Annotated in this window: 12 protein-coding genes; 5 read left to right on the top strand and 7 right to left on the bottom strand. The window is 63.4% G+C overall.

The features are described 5' to 3' along the window. Positions 1-161 precede the first annotated feature (161 nt). From VGM51_01225 to VGM51_01240, 4 genes are all read right to left on the bottom strand, one after another. Positions 162-2,183: a CoB--CoM heterodisulfide reductase iron-sulfur subunit A family protein gene (locus tag VGM51_01225; protein ID HEY3411657.1), complete on the bottom strand. Its 2,022-nt coding sequence runs from the start codon at positions 2,181-2,183 to the stop codon at positions 162-164. Next, on the bottom strand, positions 2,183-3,061 hold the full coding sequence (locus VGM51_01230; protein ID HEY3411658.1) for a CoB--CoM heterodisulfide reductase iron-sulfur subunit B family protein: 879 nt from the start codon (positions 3,059-3,061) through the stop codon (positions 2,183-2,185). Before VGM51_01230 ends, VGM51_01225 begins: the two co-directional genes overlap by 1 nt. Continuing rightward, the gene (locus VGM51_01235) at positions 3,058-3,639 is read right to left on the bottom strand and encodes a 4Fe-4S dicluster domain-containing protein (GenBank protein ID HEY3411659.1); all 582 of its coding nucleotides are present in this window, start codon (positions 3,637-3,639) and stop codon (positions 3,058-3,060) included. The genes VGM51_01230 and VGM51_01235 overlap by 4 nt, the downstream gene beginning before the upstream one ends. A 182-nt stretch (positions 3,640-3,821) precedes the next feature. Continuing rightward, the gene (locus VGM51_01240; protein HEY3411660.1) at positions 3,822-4,703 is read right to left on the bottom strand and encodes a LysR substrate-binding domain-containing protein; all 882 of its coding nucleotides are present in this window, start codon (positions 4,701-4,703) and stop codon (positions 3,822-3,824) included. Positions 4,704-4,832: 129 nt separating this feature from the next. Here VGM51_01240 and VGM51_01245 point away from each other — a divergent pair, with 129 nt between their 5' ends. Continuing rightward, positions 4,833-6,077, top strand: coding sequence for an MFS transporter (locus tag VGM51_01245; protein ID HEY3411661.1), 1,245 nt, complete (start codon positions 4,833-4,835; stop codon positions 6,075-6,077). 30 nt (positions 6,078-6,107) lie between these two features. Here VGM51_01245 and VGM51_01250 read toward each other — a convergent pair whose 3' ends face one another. Then, complete coding sequence (locus VGM51_01250; protein ID HEY3411662.1) at positions 6,108-6,965, bottom strand: hypothetical protein; 858 nt, start codon at positions 6,963-6,965, stop codon at positions 6,108-6,110. A 201-nt stretch (positions 6,966-7,166) separates the two neighbouring features. Beyond that, positions 7,167-8,762 carry an RICIN domain-containing protein gene (locus VGM51_01255; protein HEY3411663.1) on the bottom strand — a complete coding sequence of 532 codons (1,596 nt, stop codon included), beginning with the start codon at positions 8,760-8,762 and terminating at the stop codon, positions 7,167-7,169. Between the two features lie 144 nt (positions 8,763-8,906). On the opposite strand from VGM51_01255, the gene VGM51_01260 reads away from it, so the two are divergent. The 3 genes from VGM51_01260 (at position 8,907) to VGM51_01270 (ending at position 16,145) form a co-directional block, all read left to right on the top strand. Next, on the top strand, positions 8,907-9,908 hold the full coding sequence (locus VGM51_01260) for a glycosyl hydrolase family 32 (protein ID HEY3411664.1): 1,002 nt from the start codon (positions 8,907-8,909) through the stop codon (positions 9,906-9,908). A 415-nt stretch (positions 9,909-10,323) separates the two neighbouring features. Continuing rightward, positions 10,324-11,169 (top strand): prepilin-type N-terminal cleavage/methylation domain-containing protein, encoded by an 846-nt coding sequence (locus VGM51_01265; GenBank protein ID HEY3411665.1) that lies wholly within the window; start codon positions 10,324-10,326, stop codon positions 11,167-11,169. A 557-nt stretch (positions 11,170-11,726) separates the two neighbouring features. Further along, a complete protein-coding gene (locus VGM51_01270; GenBank protein HEY3411666.1) occupies positions 11,727-16,145 on the top strand; it encodes a carboxypeptidase regulatory-like domain-containing protein in 4,419 nt (1,472 codons plus the stop codon). A 69-nt stretch (positions 16,146-16,214) separates the two neighbouring features. On the opposite strand, the gene VGM51_01275 is transcribed toward VGM51_01270, so the two are convergent. Next, positions 16,215-16,679, bottom strand: a complete 465-nt coding sequence (locus tag VGM51_01275; protein HEY3411667.1) for a VOC family protein — start codon at positions 16,677-16,679, stop codon at positions 16,215-16,217. Positions 16,680-16,875: 196 nt separating this feature from the next. On the opposite strand from VGM51_01275, the gene VGM51_01280 reads away from it, so the two are divergent. Beyond that, entirely contained in the window at positions 16,876-19,440 is a 2,565-nt protein-coding gene (locus VGM51_01280) for an SMP-30/gluconolactonase/LRE family protein (protein HEY3411668.1), read from the top strand. The last annotated feature ends 107 nt before the right edge of the window (positions 19,441-19,547 follow it).

A 19,547-nucleotide genomic window follows, 5' to 3' on the forward strand; every position in this document is an offset into this window, starting at 1 on the left:
TGCCACCCTCCAGCACCAGGCTCGCCAATCGTTTCCGTGACTGCATAAGCGATTGCTCCTGAAATGGCATCCCACACCTCCCGAGCGAAGTGTAAAGGATGTCTTGTCAGAAACTGTCCACCATCTATTGTCATCAGACAGAATTGGGGGTTAGGGGGCCCTTAGGCCAGTATCGCGTTCACCTCCGCCCATACCTGCTCGTCCGTGAAGCCCATCAGTTCCACGCTCTTGCTCGGGCACGTCGCCTGGCACGTTCCGCAGCCCTGGCAGACGCCGGGGTTCACGTCCGCGACCACCTTCACCAGGTTGCCCTTGCGGTCTCGAATCTCCATGCGCGTGATGGCGCCGTACGGGCAGACGCGCTCGCACGTGAAGCATCCGGCGCAGACGTTGGTGTTCACGCGCGCCACGGTCGGCTCGCGCTCCAGGCTCTCGTTGCTGAACAGTCCCAGCACCTTCGATGCCGCCGAACTGGCGGTCGCGACCGTGTCCGGGATGTCGCGCGGCGCCTGGCACGCGCCGGCCAGGAAAATGCCCGCGGTGTTGGTCTCCACCGGCCGCAATTTCGGGTGCGCCTCGTTCAGGAAGCCGTGCTTGTCGTACGAGATGCTCAGCTTCTGCGCGAGGTCCTTGATGCCGGGCTGCGGGCGCATGGCTGTCGCCAGGACGACCATATCGGCGTCCAGCGTGACAGGTTCACCGCCCAGGGTGTCGAAGCCGACGACCTTGATCACGTCGCCATCGCGATACATCCGCGAGACGCGGCCGCGCATGTACACCGCTCCGTCTTCCTCGATGGCGCGGCGCGTGAACTCCTCGTAGCCCTTGCCGGCGGCGCGGATGTCCATGTAAAAGACCGTCGCCTTGCCGCCGTGCACCTTGTGTTTGTACAGCATCGTGTGCTTGGCGACATACATGCAGCAGATCTTGGAGCAGTACTCGATGCCCTTCGCGCGGTCGCGGCTTCCGACGCATTGAAGGAATACGATGCGCTTCGGCTCCTTGCCGTCGGACGGCCGCTGGATCTTGCCGCCGGTCGGCCCCGAGGCTGACGCGAGGCGCTCGAACTGGAGGCCGTCGATCACATCCGGAATCTCGCCGTAGCCGTATTCGCCGTATCCGCTGATGTCCGGGGAGTCCTGCTGCTTGCCGACCGAGTATAGCGAGTAGCCGGTGGCTACCACGATGGCGCCGACCTTCTCCTCGATCAACTCGTCCTTCTGATCGAAATCGATGGCGCCGATGGCGCAGGCATCAACGCACTTCCCGCACGCGTTCGCCTTCCCCTTGGCCAGCGACATGAAGCCGGCGCACCGCTTGCGGTCGATCACCGGGATGTTCGGGACGGCCTGGGGGAACGGCGTGTAGATGGCGGTCCGTTTGGACAGGCCGGCGTCGAACTCGTTGGCCACTCTCTTCTGCGGACAGACGGTCTGGCAAGCGCCGCAACCGGTGCAGAGGTCCGCGTTCACGGAACGCGCCTTCTGGCGGATCGTGACCGTGAAGTTGCCGATGTAGCCGCCCACCGATTCGACCTCGCTGTACGTCATCAGCTTTATGCGCGGGTGCTGGGCGACCTCCACCATGCGCGGCGTAAGGATGCATTGCGAGCAGTCCAGGGTGGGGAACGTTTCGGACAACTGGCTCATGTGCCCACCGATCGATGGGTCCTTCTCGACCAGGATCACGTCACGCCCGCCGTCCGCGATGTCCAGCGCCGCCTGGATGCCGGCGATGCCGCCGCCGATCACCAGCGCGCGGCGCTCAACCGGGATGGAAATCGATTGCAGGGGAGCGTTGCGCTTTACCTTCTCGACCATCAGCCGCACCAGGTCGATAGCCTTGGCCGTCGCCGCGCCGCGGTCCTCGTGGATCCACGAGCAGTGTTCGCGGATGTTGGCGATCTCGCAGAGGAACGGGTTGAGACCGGCGGTGGCGCAGACCTTGCGGAACGTGCGCTCGTGCATATGCGGTGAGCACGAGGCTACGACCACGCCGGTCAGCATGTGCTCGACAATTGCCTGGCGGATCATCGCCTGGCCAGGTTCGGAGCAGGTGTACTTGTTGTCCGAGGCGAACGCCACGCCCGGGTGGTTCCGGGCGGCCTCGGCGACGGCAGCGCAGTCCACGGTGCGCCCGATGTTCTCGCCGCAATGGCAGACGAAGACTCCGATACGCGCCATCACGCCACCTCCTTCGCCGCCGCGGCGGGACGATTATCCAGCAGGCTCCGCACGCTCACGAAATGCCGGTCAAGCCCCAATTCCTTCGCCGGCAGGCCCAGAGCCAACCCGACCAGTTGCGAGATGTAGAAAACCGGCATCGGGGCTTCGCCGCGGTTCGCCATCGCGCTCTGGCGGAAGTCCAGGTTGGAGTGGCACATCGGGCATGCGACCACGAGCGCTTCCGCGCCGGCCGCGCGGGCATCGGCCAGGATGGCGCGCCCCAGACGGACGACTGAGCCCGTCCTCGGCACCGACATCGAGCCGCCGCAGCACTCCAGTCGCAGGTTCCACGATACGGGCTGCGCTCCCGCGGCCTTCGCCACGTCTTCCATACACGTGGGGTTCTCCGGATCGTCGCTTCCGCTGACCTCCGGCGGGCGCATGAGGAGGCAGCCGTAATAACAGGCGACCTTCATACCGTCCAGCGGCTTGGTGGCCTTCGCCTTGATGCTTGGGATCGCCTCGCGAAGGACGTCCACCACGGTCCGGACCTTTACCGAGTTTGCGAAGGGCCGGCCGATGATCTTGGGCATCTTTGCCGCCAGTTCAGAATCGGTAGCGACCTCGTGACTGGCGCGCGCCAGGCGGTTGTAGCACGCAGCGCATGGCGCCAACACGGCATCGTGTCCTGCGGACTCGGCCAGCGCCAGATTGCGGGCGGGCAGGGCCAGCGAGAGGAGGTGGTTCACGGAGTGTGCCGAGGTTGCGCCGCAGCACGACCAGTCGTCCACTTCCTTCAACTCGATGTCCAGCGCGCCGGCGGTCAGGCGGACGCTCTCGTCGTACTCGCGCGCCGTGCCCTCCAGCGAGCAGCCGGGATAGTATCCGATTGTCATTGCCCATCCTCCTCGCACGCCTTGAAGATCGCGCGGACCTCGTCCACTCCCTCGATTTTCGGCGGCTTCAGGTGGAGCTTGCCACGTTGGAACATGCCCGGACCGGAGGTGGCGTCCGCGAACAGCGCCCCGCTGCGCAACTTGTAGCTGACCATCATGCCGAGTTCGGAGATGCGGCCGTGCGCTTTGATCTGGTCCAGGAACGCGTGGTGGAACGCCGAGAACGGTTTGGGCAGGGCATCGGGCAGTTGCTCGACCGCCATCGCCTTCAGAGCGTCGATGACGCTGGCCGGATCGCAGTCGTTGGGGCAGCGCGCGGTGCAGGTCTCGCAGCCCAGGCAGAGCCAGAGCGATTCCGAGGCCAGCAGTTGCTCGCGGCGGTCCAGGCCGGCCAGGCGGAGGACATCGTGCGGCCGGTGGTCGGTCTCCGCGGCCATCGGGCAGCCGGCGGAGCATTTTCCGCACTGGTAGCATTTGGCGGGGTTGCGGCCGGTTCGCCGCAGCAACTCGTCCGCGAGGGTTGGCAGGTGTGCTGTCGCGTTCTCGCTTTGAACGGTTTGGGCTTCCGTGGACATCATACGGGGCTCCTCGTTGTCAGAACCCGGATGGCGGGCACCCGGGCACAACTAATCCTGCCATATTATGTATCCGAGCAAGTTCATAACGTCCAGAATCACATCATTCCGCCGCGTCGCCGGCAGGCGGATCTCGGTTTTGAACGCCCCAAAGAGGGTGATTTCCTGCCGTGGCAGGCAGCACGTCACCCCACGATCTCCCGCACGATCCGCAGGAAACGCGGGAGTACGGGCGAAGTTTCGTCCGCGCGGTAGGTGACGCTGAGATCGACCGTCGGGACGGGCGGCGCGAGCGGGCGGTATACCACACCCTCGCGGTGGAGGTTCCGGGCCGCCGCGGGCACAAGGGCGATCCCGATGCCGGCCGCAACGAGGCTGACGGCTGTCTGGAGTTCCCCCGTCTCCTGCACTACGCGTGGCGGGACGCCGGACTGCGTGCAGAGTTCCAGAATGAACTCGGCATAGCGGGAGTCGCGCCGGTGCGGGAACAGGATGATCGGTTGCGATGCGATCTCCGCCAGCGAGACGGAATCCTGGCGGGCAAGGGGATGCAGCGAGGGAAGCGCGCCCATCAACGGCTCGTTCATCACGCTCTCCAGCACGATCCCACCCTCCGCCACCCCCAGGCGGGAGAAGCCGACGTGAATTCGCCGCTCGCGCAGGGCCTGGTTCTGGTCGCGGCCCAGAATTTCCATCAATTCCAGCTCCACGTCCGGGTACCGCTCCCGGAACTCGCGCAGGATCTCCGGCAGGTGGCTGTAGATCGCCGATGACACAAACCCGATGCCCAGCCAGCCGGCTTCACCACGCCCCACGCGTCGCGCCCGCTCGCCGGCCCGGTCTACACGATCGAGGATGTCCTGCGTATCGGTCAGGAATGCCTTGCCCGCGTCCGTGAGCTGAACGCGGCGGCTGGTCCGCGCGAACAGCGGCGTTCCAATTTCGCTCTCCAGTTGGCGGATCTGCTGGCTCAACGGTGGCTGCGCCATGAACAGGCGCTTCGCCGCGCGACCGAAGTGCAACTCCTCCGCCACGGCCAGGAAATAGCGCAAGTGCCTCAGCTCCATGGGATAAAGACCTCCTGAGTCTCAATATAGCCTGAAACAGATATTGGACGTATCAGTGAGCGCGACGGATCATGAGTATAGGCATGCGCGGGTTTCGATACGCCGCGCCGGACGGAACGGAGTCACAGATTGAGAGAAGAAGCAGGCGTTGCCGTGCTCTCGCGCCCCGCGGCGCGGAGCGCGAGGATCGAAACAAGAGAGGCGGTGGAACGGGATCGGCTCACGACCCCGCTGCTCGTCACGATGGCTGCGGCGTGCGCGCTTGGCATCGCCAACCTCAATTACAGCCAGCCTCTGCTCGGTCAGATGCAGCGCAGTCTGCACACGTCCATCCGGGCCGTCGGCTCGCTTCCGATGCTGACGCAAGTGGGATTCGCGGTCGGCGTTCTCTTCCTGGCGCCCCTGGGCGATATCCTCGAACGCCGCCGGCTCATCCTTGCGATGCTGGCCCTCGTGACGATCTCACTGGCGGCCGCCGCCCTGGCACCAAGCCTGCCGTTTCTCTGCGGAGCCAGCCTCGCCATCGGCGTCACCAGCGTCATCTCGACGCTCGTCCTGCCTTTCGCCGTTTACCTGTCGCAACCGGATCAGCGCGGGCGGACGGTGGGAACCATCGCGGCTTCCATGCTCATCGGCCTCCTGTTGTCCCGCACTATCAGCGGGATAGTCGGGCAGGCGTTCGGCTGGCGTGTGATGTACGGCGTGGCCGCGGGCACGATGATCGTGCTCGCTCTTGTGTTGAAGGCGCTGCTGCCACGGAGCCGGCCCGCCTCGGCGATGTCCTACGGCTCGCTCATCCGGTCAACGCTTGGGCATATCCGCACGGAACCCGTCTTGCGCGCGGCGACCCTCAACGGGATGCTCCTCTACGCTGCGTTATGTGCGTTCTGGGCAACGCTGGTCTTCCTGGTCGAAAGCCCTTCGTACCGCATGGGATCGGCTCAGGCCGGGTTGTTCGGTCTGCTGGGCGCCATCAGCGCGCTGGCGGCTCCGTTTGTCGGCCGCCTGGCCGACCGGCATAGCCCCCGCATGCTCGTGGGCGTCGCGTCGCTCGTGATGCTGGCAGGCTTCGTGTTCCTGGCGGTCGCCGGCGCCCACCTTGCCGGGCTTCTGGCGGGAATCGTCCTCCTCGACGTCGGCGCCCAGTCCGCCACGATCTCCAACCAGGCGAGTGTGTACAGCCTTGCCGAGGAAGCGCACAGTCGTCTCTACACGGTCTATCGCGCAGGCTACTCGCTGGGCGGGTCCGTTGGCGCGTTTCTGGGAGTGTACGCCTGGAGCATCCGGCAATGGGCCGGCGTGTGCGCTGTCGGGATCTCCCTGGTGACGGTCGCGTTGCTCGTTCATCTCCGTACCAGCCGGGCACAGCGGTAAGGGTGGGGGCGCCTCCCGCCTCCGCCCGGCTCACATGTTTGGTGGTCTGCCGGTACCGATCGGCGTCCGCCGCGGGGGGATTCCCCTGGCCCTGTCTGCGGCGTATCGAAGGGTGTACACGATCAGTCCCTTCACGTCCGGGTCCGTTTCGCCCGGCAGGGCGTTGCGCAGAACTGCCAGCGCCTCTGCGGTCCCGATGTCGGCCAGAGCGATCACGGCATTGGTGCGGTCAACAGGACGCGACGCCTTGCTCTGGAGCACCTCCCCAACGGCCGATGCCCAATTGACTTTCTGCCCACCGTATGCGGCCCCGGGCAGTTTCGCGTACAACCGCACCGCTGTCAGGGCCCTGCTGACAAGACTCGGCGCCTTCAGGCTCTCCACGACGATCGCATATTGCGATGCGTCGCCCAACTGCCCGAGCACCTCCGCCCCTTCCAGGCGGGCCAGGGGCGTTTTCGCCTCGGCCAGGATGTCTCGAGCGGAAAACAGAAGGCGGCTGCGCGTGTTCAGGCTGAGCCCACCGGACCTCTGCGCGATGCGCGCGGCCGCCAGGATCGCGTTCCGCCGCACCTCTTTGCCGGTGGCATCGCTGGACCTTGTCTCGGCCAGAGCCATCACGGGGCTCAATTGCTCGAATTTACCGATCCGGCCCAGCGCGACTAACGCCGCGATCCTCGCCGACCACGAAGGGCTGCGGAGTCCCAGAACCAATCCGGTGGGCGTCGCCGCGATACCGTGGCTCTGTAGTGTGCGGAGGAGGTCACGCGGAATGGCCGCATCCAGCGGTTCCGCGGGCTGAAACTGCGCCCGCCCAGCCGCCCCCGCCGTCAGTGCGAAGTAACCGGCGCCAAGCAAAGCAGCGATCGTGCACAGAGTCCTTCTCATTCGTTTTGCCCCCGGTTGGATTCCGCGACCGCGATTTCCGGGCGGAGCACGCGCGACAAGGCGTTCCGCTCTCACGCGATTTTACCCCTCCGCCGGCCCGTTTGTCGAGGCTTCGCAAGGAGGGGTACCCGTTCGGCAGAGACTTGAGTTCAAGGGCTTCGATCCTGCATCAACCTGCGAAGTATGGCCGCCCCGAAACCCTTACAGCCCCACAGACTGACGAAGCAGGCGTACGGCATCCAACAGGTCAACGCGGCCCGAAGCAACCGCATCCAGCGTGGCCGCATTGTTGCGGTTCACGATGGACATGCCGGCGGCTATCGCCAGGGCAGCGGCGGGTGCGTCGGGGGCCACGAACGACCATTGCTGATTGTCCCCTCCGCTCCACGCCCACTCATTGAGGAGGGTGCCTGGCAGAGTGCTGCTGTCCGGCACGTTGATCGCCCCGCCGCCTCCCCTGGAAACAAGCCTCCAATAGCCATCCGTTGTCTGCTCGATGAGCCAACGCTGGCAGTTGTTGTTAAACCATGGATACTGGTCGATGGCGGTTCCATTCCCGGTGTTGCAATTGTACAGGTCAACGACCTTTCCGCTTCCGGCGGACGTGATCCTGCAGTATCCGTCGAGCCCGGTCTGGGGGGTGCCGCCCACGGTGTTCATCACGTACCATTTTTGAAACGCGCTGCCGGTGTAGGCGCTCTGGTCCAGGGCCGCGCCGTCCGCGGTGCCGCTGTCGTGAACCGTGAGCGCGAGTCCGCTCGATTTGGAGATGATCTTGTACGTCCCGCCGGGCAGTTCGTATCCGGCGACCGGCCAGCCGTCCGAGCCCCACAGCAAGGTCTGGAGGTTCAGCGTGCTTGCGCCATAGTTGGTGCCGTCCGACTCCAGATGGTAAGTGAACCGCTCAATCGTGCCGTCGTTGTACACGCCCATATGGCCCGGCCCGATTTTGTTGCCGGCCGAGGCGAGAAAAAGAGTCCCGCCGCCGCTCAGCAGGTTCTTGCCGGCCTTGTCCAGGTACGGCCCGGTGATGCTGGCGGAACGCCCCATCATGATGTGGTAGGTACTGTTCGCGCCCGCACAGCACGTTCCCGCGTTATAGAAGAGGTAGTAGTAACTGCCGTGCGGCAGAATGTACGACGCCTCGATGTTGCTGGAAGCGAGGTGGTAGATCGCCGAGGCCGGGGAGAGCCGCAGTCCGGTCGTGTTGTCCAGCCTTGTGAGACCGATGCCATAGCCGTTGTAAGAACCGTAAACCAGCCACAGGTTCCCGCCGCTGTCGTAGACCGGCGCGGGGTCGATGCAGTTCGGGCCGGCGGTCGAGGTAGACGACTGCACGATCATTCCCTGATCGGTCCAGTGGTAGCTCGCGTCGCCGGGATCCAGCGTCGGATTCGTCATCAGCCCGATCACGGAATTGGGGCTGCCAAACGTGGAAAAGGACCAGTAGAGGTGGTACAGCCCGCCGAAATACACGATGTCCGGCGCCCAGCACACGTTTCCCGTATTTCCGGGCGAGGCGTTGCGCGCCCATTGAGGCACGCCGTTCGCGGAATCGTTGGCCGCGAGCACAGACTGGCCGTTGCTCCAGTGCACCAGGTCGACGGAATAGCGCATCTGGATGTTGGCCCCGGTGGCGTACACGTAGTACCGCCCGTTGCACTTGATGATCCGTGACGGGTCGTGTGTGCCGAACTGCCCCTGCAGGACGATGGCCGAAGCAGACGACATGGCGATCCAGGCCGCCAGACCAGCGGCCACCAATCCGATCATCGAGGCGCGAAGGCGTTGCAGCATTCTGAGCGCTCCTTTCCTTCGATCAAGTGTAGCAATCGGCGGCGGAATGCTGCCGCATATCAGCACTTCGCGATTCTCCGCTGGCATCTCCCGGCGCCGAAGCGCACATATTGTGGGCAGTAGTCGTTCTTGAAAGGATATCCTATGCCGTCCCTTTTCACTTTCGCGCTCGCCTGCGTAGCCGTCGCGCTGCCGTTCGCCGCCGTGGCCGCCGAGAGTACCGCGCCGGCAGGGCCGGACGCCGTGACCGCCGGAAAATTCACCAAGGTCTACGACCCCGGCATCGGTGAAGAGAGCAACTGGTACATCAACGACCACTGCATCATCCGGGGCAGCGAAGGACTATGGCACATGTTCGGCATCACGCACGCCGAGCCGCTGAATCCCGGTGATGAGCGCCATTTCGCGCACGCCACGGCGAAGACCTTGCTCCAACTGCCCTGGCAGAAGCAGCCCTATGCCCTGTCTTTCGACCCGTCAAAAGGGGAAACGCACCTGTGGGCGCCGCATGTGGTCGAGAACAATGGGACGTATTACATGTTCTACTGCGCCGGTGGGCCGGACGGCGCGCACTCCCGCATCCACCTCGCCACGTCGAATGACCTGTTCAAATGGACACGGCACCCCGCCAATCCGATGCTGATCGACGGTTTCGACGCGCGCGACCCCATGGCGCTGAAGGTCGGCGGCAAATGGGTGCTGTACTACACGGCCAACGCGAAGCCCGAGGGCGGCAACCACGTCGTGGCTTATGTGACCAGCGATGACCTCGTCCACTGGAGTCACAAGGGCGTCGCGTATACGGATCCGGAAACGGGCACGTTCGGCGGCCCCACCGAGTCGCCTTTCGTGGTGCGCCGCGGCAAATTCTGGTACCTGTTCATAGGGCCGCGTGGCGGTTATAGCGGCACGGACGTCTTCCGCAGCACCGATGCGTTCCACTGGGACATCGCGGAGAAGGTGGGGCACATCCCGTCCCATGCCGCAGAGGTGATTCGCGATACCGATGGCAAGTGGTATGTCACCCGCGCCGGTTGGGGCGAGGGAGGCCTCTACATCGCGCCGCTGAACTGGAACGACGGCCAGAGCGACGCCGACACATCCATGCCGCCGCCCCGCAAGAGTCGCACGCCCGCCGCGCGCTGAACAGGTCTCGGACCCGGGTGTGTGATCCGCCGTGCCGGACCCCGGCGCGCTTGGCTGCCGCAGCCCATCACGATTCACACATTTGGTCATCTCGTCATACACAAAAAGTATGGCGGAAAAACCACCGCATAGTGTATAATCGTTCTTTATGGAGGCTCACGAGCTGCCGGGAACCGGGAGCCACTTGTTTTCGTTACGTATTCACAAGGTTTTTTGGGGATGGCTGCGAATACCTGAAGCTGAAGAGGGCGCCCCGGCGGCGTTCTTCAGCGGTGAATAATGCAGATATAAGGGGTGTATGAGCGACGGGCGTTTCCACGCGTGCCCGCCGGTCTGCGGTTGAAGGAGAGGTCTGGTTATCCGGAACAGGCGTCTGGTTGCCAGAGTGTCGGATGAATCGCAAGGAGGACCAATAATGAAGTCCAAGACCAGGTCGCAATCGCCAGGGTTCACGTTGATCGAACTTCTGGTAGTTATCGCAATCATCGCTATCCTCGCCGCCATTTTGTTTCCCGTATTCGCGCGCGCCCGTGAGTCCGGCAAGCAGGCGACCTGTCTGAGCAACCTCAAGCAGATCGGCGTCGGCATCAATCTGTATCAATCGGACCACGAAGACCGGTTCCCCCTGGGAATCGATTTCACGGACGCCGCCATCGGCGGGCTGGGCGGCTGGAAGGGCGCTTTCCCAAACTCGGGTTACTACGTGAATAAGCTGGCCATCGCGAAAGACCCCGTGGACGGCGACATACACGGTGGCTATCTCGAGCACGTCATGCGATCGTATGTCCGCAGCGAAGAAGTCTGGCGCTGCCCCGGCGACACGGGAATCGGAGGCATCGGCTACGCAACGGCGACAACCTACAAGCTCCCCTTCGCGCCGAAAGACCTGTCGAAGCCTGTGTGGCGCGTGTCTCGCGGCGCCGCGAAGTGGGGCGGCACGAGTTACGTTTACCGCACAGAACTCGGCCTCTGGGGCGCAACGGCCGGAAAACGCCTGGATCAGATCATCTACCCAGCCGGCTGTAACGTCGTTATGGACGCGGCGCACTATTGGCACCCGCGTCTCAAGCGCTCGCCGATCAGTGACAGCCAGACCGGCAACGCTGCGGACCTCGCGGACTACAGCAAGGGCAGCTTCAGCGTTTTGTTCGTCGACGGCCACGCGGCAAACGTGACAACGAAGGCTTACGATGAGGCGTGGAGCAAGACCACGCACTATATCCAGACAAGCTCCGGACAGGCTACCACGCCGTTCAAGTAACAAGTTACAGAGCGTGTGAAGAGGGCTCGTGGGAAGCGCTTCGCGGGGAGCTGGGCGTCCCCTCCGCGGCAGCCGCTGATGCGGGCCCTCCGAAGTCCGTGAGGTTTGGCGGAGATGGCCGTACCTGCGGCCACGCCGTAGGAGCGCAAATGACACCGATTGAGTGTTCTCCGCGCGATAAGTCAGCCGGCAAGGACGCCTTGTCCCACCGGTTGAACTTCGAAAGACTGCATCCGGACCCCTCGAGTCCCGGGTGCAGCAAAAGTGTCGGGCCAGCGTTGGCCCGGCGACCCGATCCCGCCGTTTCGCCTGAATGCCCTGGTGCAATGGACGTCAAGCGTGCATTCGTACATTTGTCTGGAACGGAACATGGGTCGATTGGCATAAATTGGCCGGTTCGATTTCCCGGGCGCTGCCACTCCATCGGGTGGCAAACGCTTGCTAGCGGGGAAAACGGTCCGGTCTGAGCCCGCGCCACCGCGAACGGGTGGCGGCTATGACCCTGACGACGTTGGCCTGTACACAGGCCGCCATGATTGAATTGAGGAGACACGGACATGACCGTTTCGAAAGGATCGAGGTGGATCGCAACTGCGTTTCTCCTCGGCATCGCCGGATATTATGCGGCGTATGCGCAGACTCCGCCATGGGCGGATAGCAACTACCGCTACCGGAGGCCGTTGACCATCAGCAATACCGCTGGCGCGGCCATCAACACCGGTGACGTGCTCGCCTACTCCTACATTCCCGGCTACGGGCCGTTCGACGGCAAGATGAGCACCAAAGATATCAAGATCTTCTGGCAGCCGGACAACGACATTACAGCGACCCATACGGATGTCAAGCAGGCGATGGTTGACCTTGGCGCTACCTCCGCCAAGATCCTCTTCTCCGCCAAGGCGCCCATCGCGGCCGGCACACCTCGCCCCTTCGCCAAGGGAACGGACAGCTCCACATTCCAGGAGACGGGCACGCCGCAGGGGTTGAACGCGGACGAAGAGGTCCGGGTTCTCACGATCCCGTTCTCGTTCCCCTTCCTCGGTGCGAATTACACCAAATTGACGGTGTCCACCAACGGATGGATCGCCTTCGAGTCCGGGCTCACAGACACCCATTATGGCGACCTTTCGCTGAAGAACGTTCTTGAAACTCGCAAGTTCATAACGCCGCTCGGGTACGACCTCGACACCAGTTCCTATGTCACCGGCGCAGATGTGTTCTATGACACGTCCGTCGCAGGCCAGGTAACGGTTCGATGGAAAGCGGACACATTCACGGATACCACGGTTCGGGCCCCGAGGATAAACACTTCGGTGACCCTCTTCTCGGACGGCCGGGTGCGGCTCAACTACGGGTCGGTGGTTACGCCGATCGCCAACCAGGAGCCGCCGTTTGGCTGCGACCTCGGGATCGCTACAGGCAACGTTAAAGACGACCTGCTGATCCACCTGCCGGTGCCGTACGACCTCAGTAACCACGCGCCGATCCTCTTCACGCCGAACCCGCGCAACGTTGTCACCGATTCGACCTACTACGTCTATTACGGCAACTCCACAGACACGGGCATACGAACCCCGCCCGATGCAGCCAACCTGACATACTACTCCTTCAAAACCCTCCCGTCGTCGTCGGCGCAGGGCGGATGGGTCGCAGCGTCCGGCAACCCGGACACGGGAACCATCTCCCGCGCAACCATCACGGGCGGGGGTTCGGTCATGAAGGTCGCCCCGCTTACCTCAACGGGGATGCCGCTCGCAATCGCCGCCGCGGGCCCGGATTTCACGGACCAGACCATCTACACCCGGCTTGAGCCTACGGGCTCGGGCGGCGTGGGCATAATGGCCCGTGCCAACGCCAACAACCAGGGCTACGGATTCGTGCTGAATGATTTCGCGAATCTGGACGGAGTCGGCACCACGACGCTGGAGCAGGGTATCATCGTTCGCTCGTCGCCCGCCAATACGCCGCCCGACTACACCGTAATCAGCGCCCACGCAGACGGCGCGGTGCCCACCACCAACTTCGCCAACGTGATTCTCCGCGTTGTCGGGTCCGCCGCCACCTCCAACATCGACGTCCAGGCGAAATCCTACTTGAGCGGCGGCATTGAGCCGGCCGGCTTCCAGTACGAAACAATCCCGGCTGCCGCGCTACCGCAGTTAAGCAGCGGCAAAGTGGGTGTTACCGGATCCGGTGGCGGGGGAACGGTCATCAGCGTTCCCCAGGTCAACTACGTCTACGTCGTGCCGAATGGCTTCGCGGAATACATTTCGGTTGCCACCGGCGCGGACAACACGGAGATCCAGCAGCCACCGCCGCCCGGCAAGGGTACGCTTGCCGGAACCGTTACGGACGCCGCGACCACGGCCCCCATCCCGGGAATCACCGTCACGATCACGCCGTCCGGCGGCGGTACGGCGATTACGCCGGCCCCGACGAATAACGCCGGTTTCTACACGCTGTACCTGGACCCGGGGACGTATAACGTGTCCTTCGCTTCACCGGGATACACCGAGCTGATTCAGACCGTATCGGTCGTGGCCGCGCAAACCGCAACCCTGAACGGCGCACTCGTCGCGCCCGAATTGGTCACCAACGGCGGCTTTGAGACGCCTGATCCGGCTGCGCCGGCCTATAAGCCGCTGGGCTGGTACCGCCGCGACTACGTAACTCCTGTTCCGGCCGGCGAGACCATTCCGGAGCCGAACCCCGCGGGCGAGGTTTACAACCCGGGCTGGAGATACGTCACCAACCAGGGCCACACGGGCACCCACTGCGTCGAACTTCGCGGCCCGTTCTACATTTCCTACCCCCAGACGAATGGCACCCCGATTATCTCGTGGGAACCGGAAGGCACGGTCCTTTCCATTAATGCGGACCCGACCTCCTTCGGTGACTGCCGGAGCAAGGGGCCGATGATTCCCGAGGCTTCCGGCGCTACATTCCACGTCACCGCGTGGGTGAAGAAGGTTGTCGATTCCGGTGCGACGGCGGGAGGCCAGGCGATCCTGCGCCTCCGCCCCGACATTGGCGGAGACGACCCCAGCGTCCTGCTCGGCGGCAACAGTGGCGTCCAGATTTCGAAAGACGGCAGCTTTGACTGGACCCAGCTGAGCTACAACTTCACCGTGCCATCTTCGGTGAATGGCAATTTCCTGCAGACGCGCCTCTACGGCTCCAGCCTGCTGGACGGCAACAGCGTGTTCTGGGACGATGTCTCCGTGCACCGCATTCAACTCCCGGTCTTCCGAGGCTCGCTGCATTCGTCGCCGGCGCCAGACGGGACCGTGACTCTCCTCAGCGGCGTAACCGTTGGGGTCCGCGAAGCGGGAGCGAACGGCATGTCTTCGCCGCTCGCGTCCGTGGATACGGATGCCCTCGGCCGATGGAGCCTCTCCTTCCTGCCCGATCCCGGCGTGAGCTACGTCGTGCAGGCCTACCCGGACGTCGCGTATGTGAACCAGCACGTGTCAGCCAGCGCCAACTTCCCGCTGCAACCCGCAACCAGCGTCACGGATATGACCTACGATCCGGCTCCGACGACCGATATCGCGCTGTTCCGGCCCGTGCTTGCGTATTCCTCCAGGGCCAATACGTCAAGTCTCCCCGGCAACGCCTTCGACGACGGCAACACCAGGTGGACCACGGATTCCACAACGCCTGCCGGCACCAACCCGCGCGGATACAATTTCCCGCAGTTCCTGGTTGTTGACCTAGGCCAGACGTACGACTTCTCCAAGATCAGCCAGATCGCGCTCCAGAGCTACAACAACGGGCCGGACCATTATCAGTGGCGGGTCAGCAACACACCGCCGCCTGCCAACCCCGACCTGTTCACGTACGTTGAAGCGGCCACCTACGGCACATTGCTCTACGACTCCCCGCAGAGCATCGGAGCCCGCTGGGCCCAGACACCCGGATATCAGGCCTATATGGACCTGGTGACCGCGCCGCAGCTCAAGCCCGTCTTCGGCCGGTACCTTGAGCTCTACATCGACAAGTACTACGGCTTCAACACGAACTTTGATTTCTATGAGATCAAGGTCGAATCCCTACCAGTGACGATTACCGGCAAGGTCGTCGACAGTGCCGGCAACCCGGTTGCAGGCGCCAAGGTCGGCCAGTTCCCGGATCCACCGGGCGTATGGACGACAAACGCTCTTGGTAACTTCACCGCCACGCTGCCGGGTACGGGAACGTACACCTTAACGGCGCACATCCCGTCGTCTACCGCCGCCACCGTTCAGCCGTTGTCCACCCCCGGCACCCTCACGCCGTATCCGGGCATGGCCGGCCCCGTTCTGATGCTGCCCGCTGAGGTTCCAAACCTGGTTGTCTCAGTCCTCGCGGATCCGGCGCGCACCGACCTCCAGACTGCAGGAACCAACCTGCCCGCCGCGGCAGGCGACAAGGACTTCACCACAAAGTGGGAAACCGATATCATCGCCGAAGCGCCCCCGGCGCCAACCGTCTCCCTGGATAATCCGGTCCACATCACCGCCGACCTCGGATCCGCCCAGCCGTTCAACCAGGTGATTCTCAACTGGGAGTACGACACAACGGCGTTCCACGTCGTCAACGCCACCCAGGACTACTCCATCGATGTCTCCAACGACAACACAACCTTCACCCCGGTGTACACCACGTTTGGCGGCAATGGCGGGTACAGGGCCGACCTGACCACGACGAACTGGCGCCTCGTGGCGCCCATCAAGTTCCCGACGCAGACCGCGCGATACGTCCGATTGACCATGTCCGGCCACATCGGCGACATCCTCGGCATGTGGGAAATGCAGGTGGGCAACGCGCCGGCAACCGTCGCGCCGTTCACCGTGGCGGACGTTCAGCGAGCCCTGCAGATTGCCTCCGGTTTCATCGTGGCAACACCTGCGGACATCTCGCGCCTCTCCAAGGACGGAGTCAAGATAACCATCCCGGACGCCGTACGCATCGACAAGACGGCCAACGGCCATTGATGACGTAGCGGATTCTGTCAGAGAAGAGCGGCGGCCCATCCGGACCGCCGCTCTTCTACGCCAAAGAAGCTATACCGCCTTCAACAATCCCTCGATGTCAATCTTGACCATTCCCATCATCGCCTTCATGACGCGCTGCGACTTTTCGGGATCGGGATCGTTCAGCAGTTCGCCCAGCACCCTGGGGATGATCTGCCAGGTTACCCCGAATTTGTCTGTAAGCCATCCGCATTCGATTACCTGCCCTCCGGCGGAGAGTTTATCCCACAACTCGTCCACTTCCTCCTGCGTCTCGCAGCTCACGAAGAACGAGATGGCCGGCGAGAAGTTGAACTCCGGCCCACCATTGAGCGCATAGAACTCCTGTCCCTCCAACTCGAATGTCACGTACAAGACCGATCCTTTCGGTCCTGGCCCTGCGTCTCCAACACGCGTAATGGTCCCTATCTTCGAATTCGCGAAGATGGAGACGTAGTAATTCATCGCCTCTTCGGCCTGGCCGTTGAACCACAGGAACGGGGTGATCTTCTGCATTACGCTCTCCTCCTTTTCTGACGAGCAGCGCTCATTGGCGCCATCTGGTGAATGTGACATGGAACCATACCCGTTCCGCGCAGTGCTTAACGGTCCTACCGCCCGATCGCTGTCCTCATCACGGACAACCGTACTTCGGCATACAATACCTCAGCGCGGCCCTTTGCCGCGCGTGCATTCAGTTTGGAGGAACCGTGTGAAGTCACTTCTCATCGTTATCAGCACGCTGATCACACTCACCGGCGGCGTCCGGGCGCAAAAACCGGTTGTTGTCACGGAACCGGATGTTTTCACCGATGCTCCGGACGTGGACGTCACCTACATCGAACGCACACCCCGATACGCGGCCTATACGCTCAGTTACGACGCGCCCGGTAAGAGCGGTCTCGGTGTGCCTACCAGCCCGAAGACAGGCAAGGTCATGAGCGCCACGGAAAACGCGGCCATGCAGCGCTGGCCCAAGGTCGGCGAGGAAGTGACCTACACCGCTCACTTCATCAACAAGGGGCAGCGCGACTATCCGGCCTTCCCGTACAAATGGCTGCTCGATGGCAAAGTGATTCAGGCGGGAAATCACAAGGATGTCCTGCCTTCGAGCGTGGAATCCACTGAGACCATTCGCATGACGTGGCAGAAGGGCCAGCACACCCTGGAGTTTCAGGCCGATCCCCTCACCACACTGGCGGATCGCTTCCCCGCGAACAACCGCCTCGCCATCACGACGGACGCGATGACCTTCATCTGGGCCGTGGACAAGGTAACTTACGAAGGGTTCAACAAGGTTCGGAACTTCACCGGTTCCTACTCGTTCGAAGACTGGTGCAACTGGCACGTTCAGCGCATGAACGAGCTGATCCGCATCAGCCCGTCCGCCATCCAGCCGAATGGCGGCGGCCACACCCGCGTGCGGGCGGACCGGATCGTCGTGCTGGACGATCTGGAGAAGGAATGGGAGCCGCTGGGTGGCCCGTTCGGCAAACTGGCGGCCGGTTTCGACGGCTCGTGGCCGTTCGGGCGCAACCCGGACGTGCGGATGTGGGCGGCGCGGCCGGACTGGGGCCTCATCCACGAGTGGGGGCATCAGTTGGGGCTTACCGACGAGTACGCTCTGGATCGCGCGGCGTCTGTCAACCTTGTGCCGGACGCAAACGGCAACCCCTTGCTGCTGGGACGCCTAAGCAACCTGACAGGCTACATGATGCACGGCCACGGGCCGGTCATGTTCTCCCCGGAGTGCTCCGCCGCCCTCGAGATCCAGTACAGAGACGGCGTGCGCCGACGCGGGTACTACGGCGATTACTATTACGACACTCCGAAACAGACAACCATAAAGGTCCTGGACAACTCCGGAAAACCGGTGCCGGATACGGCGCTCACGTTCTACCAGGCGAGCGATGAGACCGGCGGAGTGTTCCGCAACCCGGTGTTCTCCGTAAAGACAGCTGTCAACGGTGAAGCCGTGCTGCCCAACCGGCCGGCGCCGCAACACACTACGGACCATGGTTTCACGCTGCACCCAAACCCGTTCGGCAAGATCAACGTGGTCGGCGGCAACGCTGTGATGTTCATCAAGGTCGAAGCGCGCGGTCAGACCGACTACGCGTGGATGGACATCACCGAACTGAACATGGCCTTCTGGGAGGGTCGGCACGACAAGGCGACCTTCACCAAACAGACGCACATCCCTCCGGCCGGCGCCCCAACGGCGCCCAGGAATCTGCGGGCCCAAGTGGACGAGAGCGGCGTTCGCCTCACGTGGGAAGGCAAGGGTCCGTTCAACGTCTATCGCGCGGCGCCGGACCGCGCCGAGTACACGCCGGTCGTGAAGGCCACGAACGCGATCGCTTTTGCTGAGCCGCTGCCCGGTGGCGGGCTCTACCACTACGCCGTCACCACGGCCGGCCAGAAGGAAAGCGCGTTCAGCAACGTGGCCGGCGCGATGAAACTGGTGGACCCCTGGGGCATCGCGATTTCCGCCAACGGTTCGCGCTTCGTTCGCGATCGAGGCTTCGAGCAAACCGTCCTCCAGAAGCCGGACGGCTCGTTCGTTGGGCGGATCGGCTCGGTTCACTATCACTTCGAGGGAAGTGACGACCTTGCCCTGGATGCCAAAGGCCGTATCTATTGTGCGAAGGACGGCGACGGTTACAGCCCGCAGCCCGGCTTTCGAATCCTGAACCCGGAAGCGAATATGATCGTTGACCACCGTGCGGACGCCGGTGATGGGCCGCAGGACTTCCGCAAGCCGGCCGGCATCGACGTGACGAAAGACGGAGTCTTCTTTATCACGGATCGGGAACTCGGCCGAGTAAGCGTGTGGAAGTTCGTCGAACGCAACGCCACGGAGGCCGACGCTCGTTTCCTGTACACTATCGGGGAAAAGGGCGAGGGCGACGGCCAGTTCCAGTCACCGATCAAGCCGCTCTTCGACGCCGCGGCGAAACGCCTGTACGTTTCCGACAGCGGCGCCAATCGCATTGTCGTGTTCGCTTGGGAAGGTGACATCGAGTCCGCCGCACCGAAGTACGTGACCTCTTGGGCGCCCGGCCTGAACAAGCCGTTGGGTATGGCGCTGGACAGGCAGGGTCGCGTGGTCGTTGCGGACAGCGGCAACTCGCGCGTGTTGACAATCGACGCGAACGGCGCCATCGTGGACACGTGGAGCGAAGGCCTGAAAGAGCCGCGCGGCGTCTCTGTGACGCCAGACGGCACGATCGTCGTCGTGGATGGCGCCCGCAAGCAGGTGCTCACCCGAAAGTGAGCCGCAGCCATGCCTCTATGAATCGGTTGTGGTCTCAGGCTGAGGCATCCTGAGCGGAGTGGTGCGAGGATCGAGCGGAACGGAGTCGATGGACGGATCCCCGCCGT

The sequence above is a fragment of the Armatimonadota bacterium genome (assembly GCA_036504095.1).
Taxonomy (GTDB): domain Bacteria; phylum Armatimonadota; class DTGP01; order JAKQQT01; family JAKQQT01; genus DASXUL01.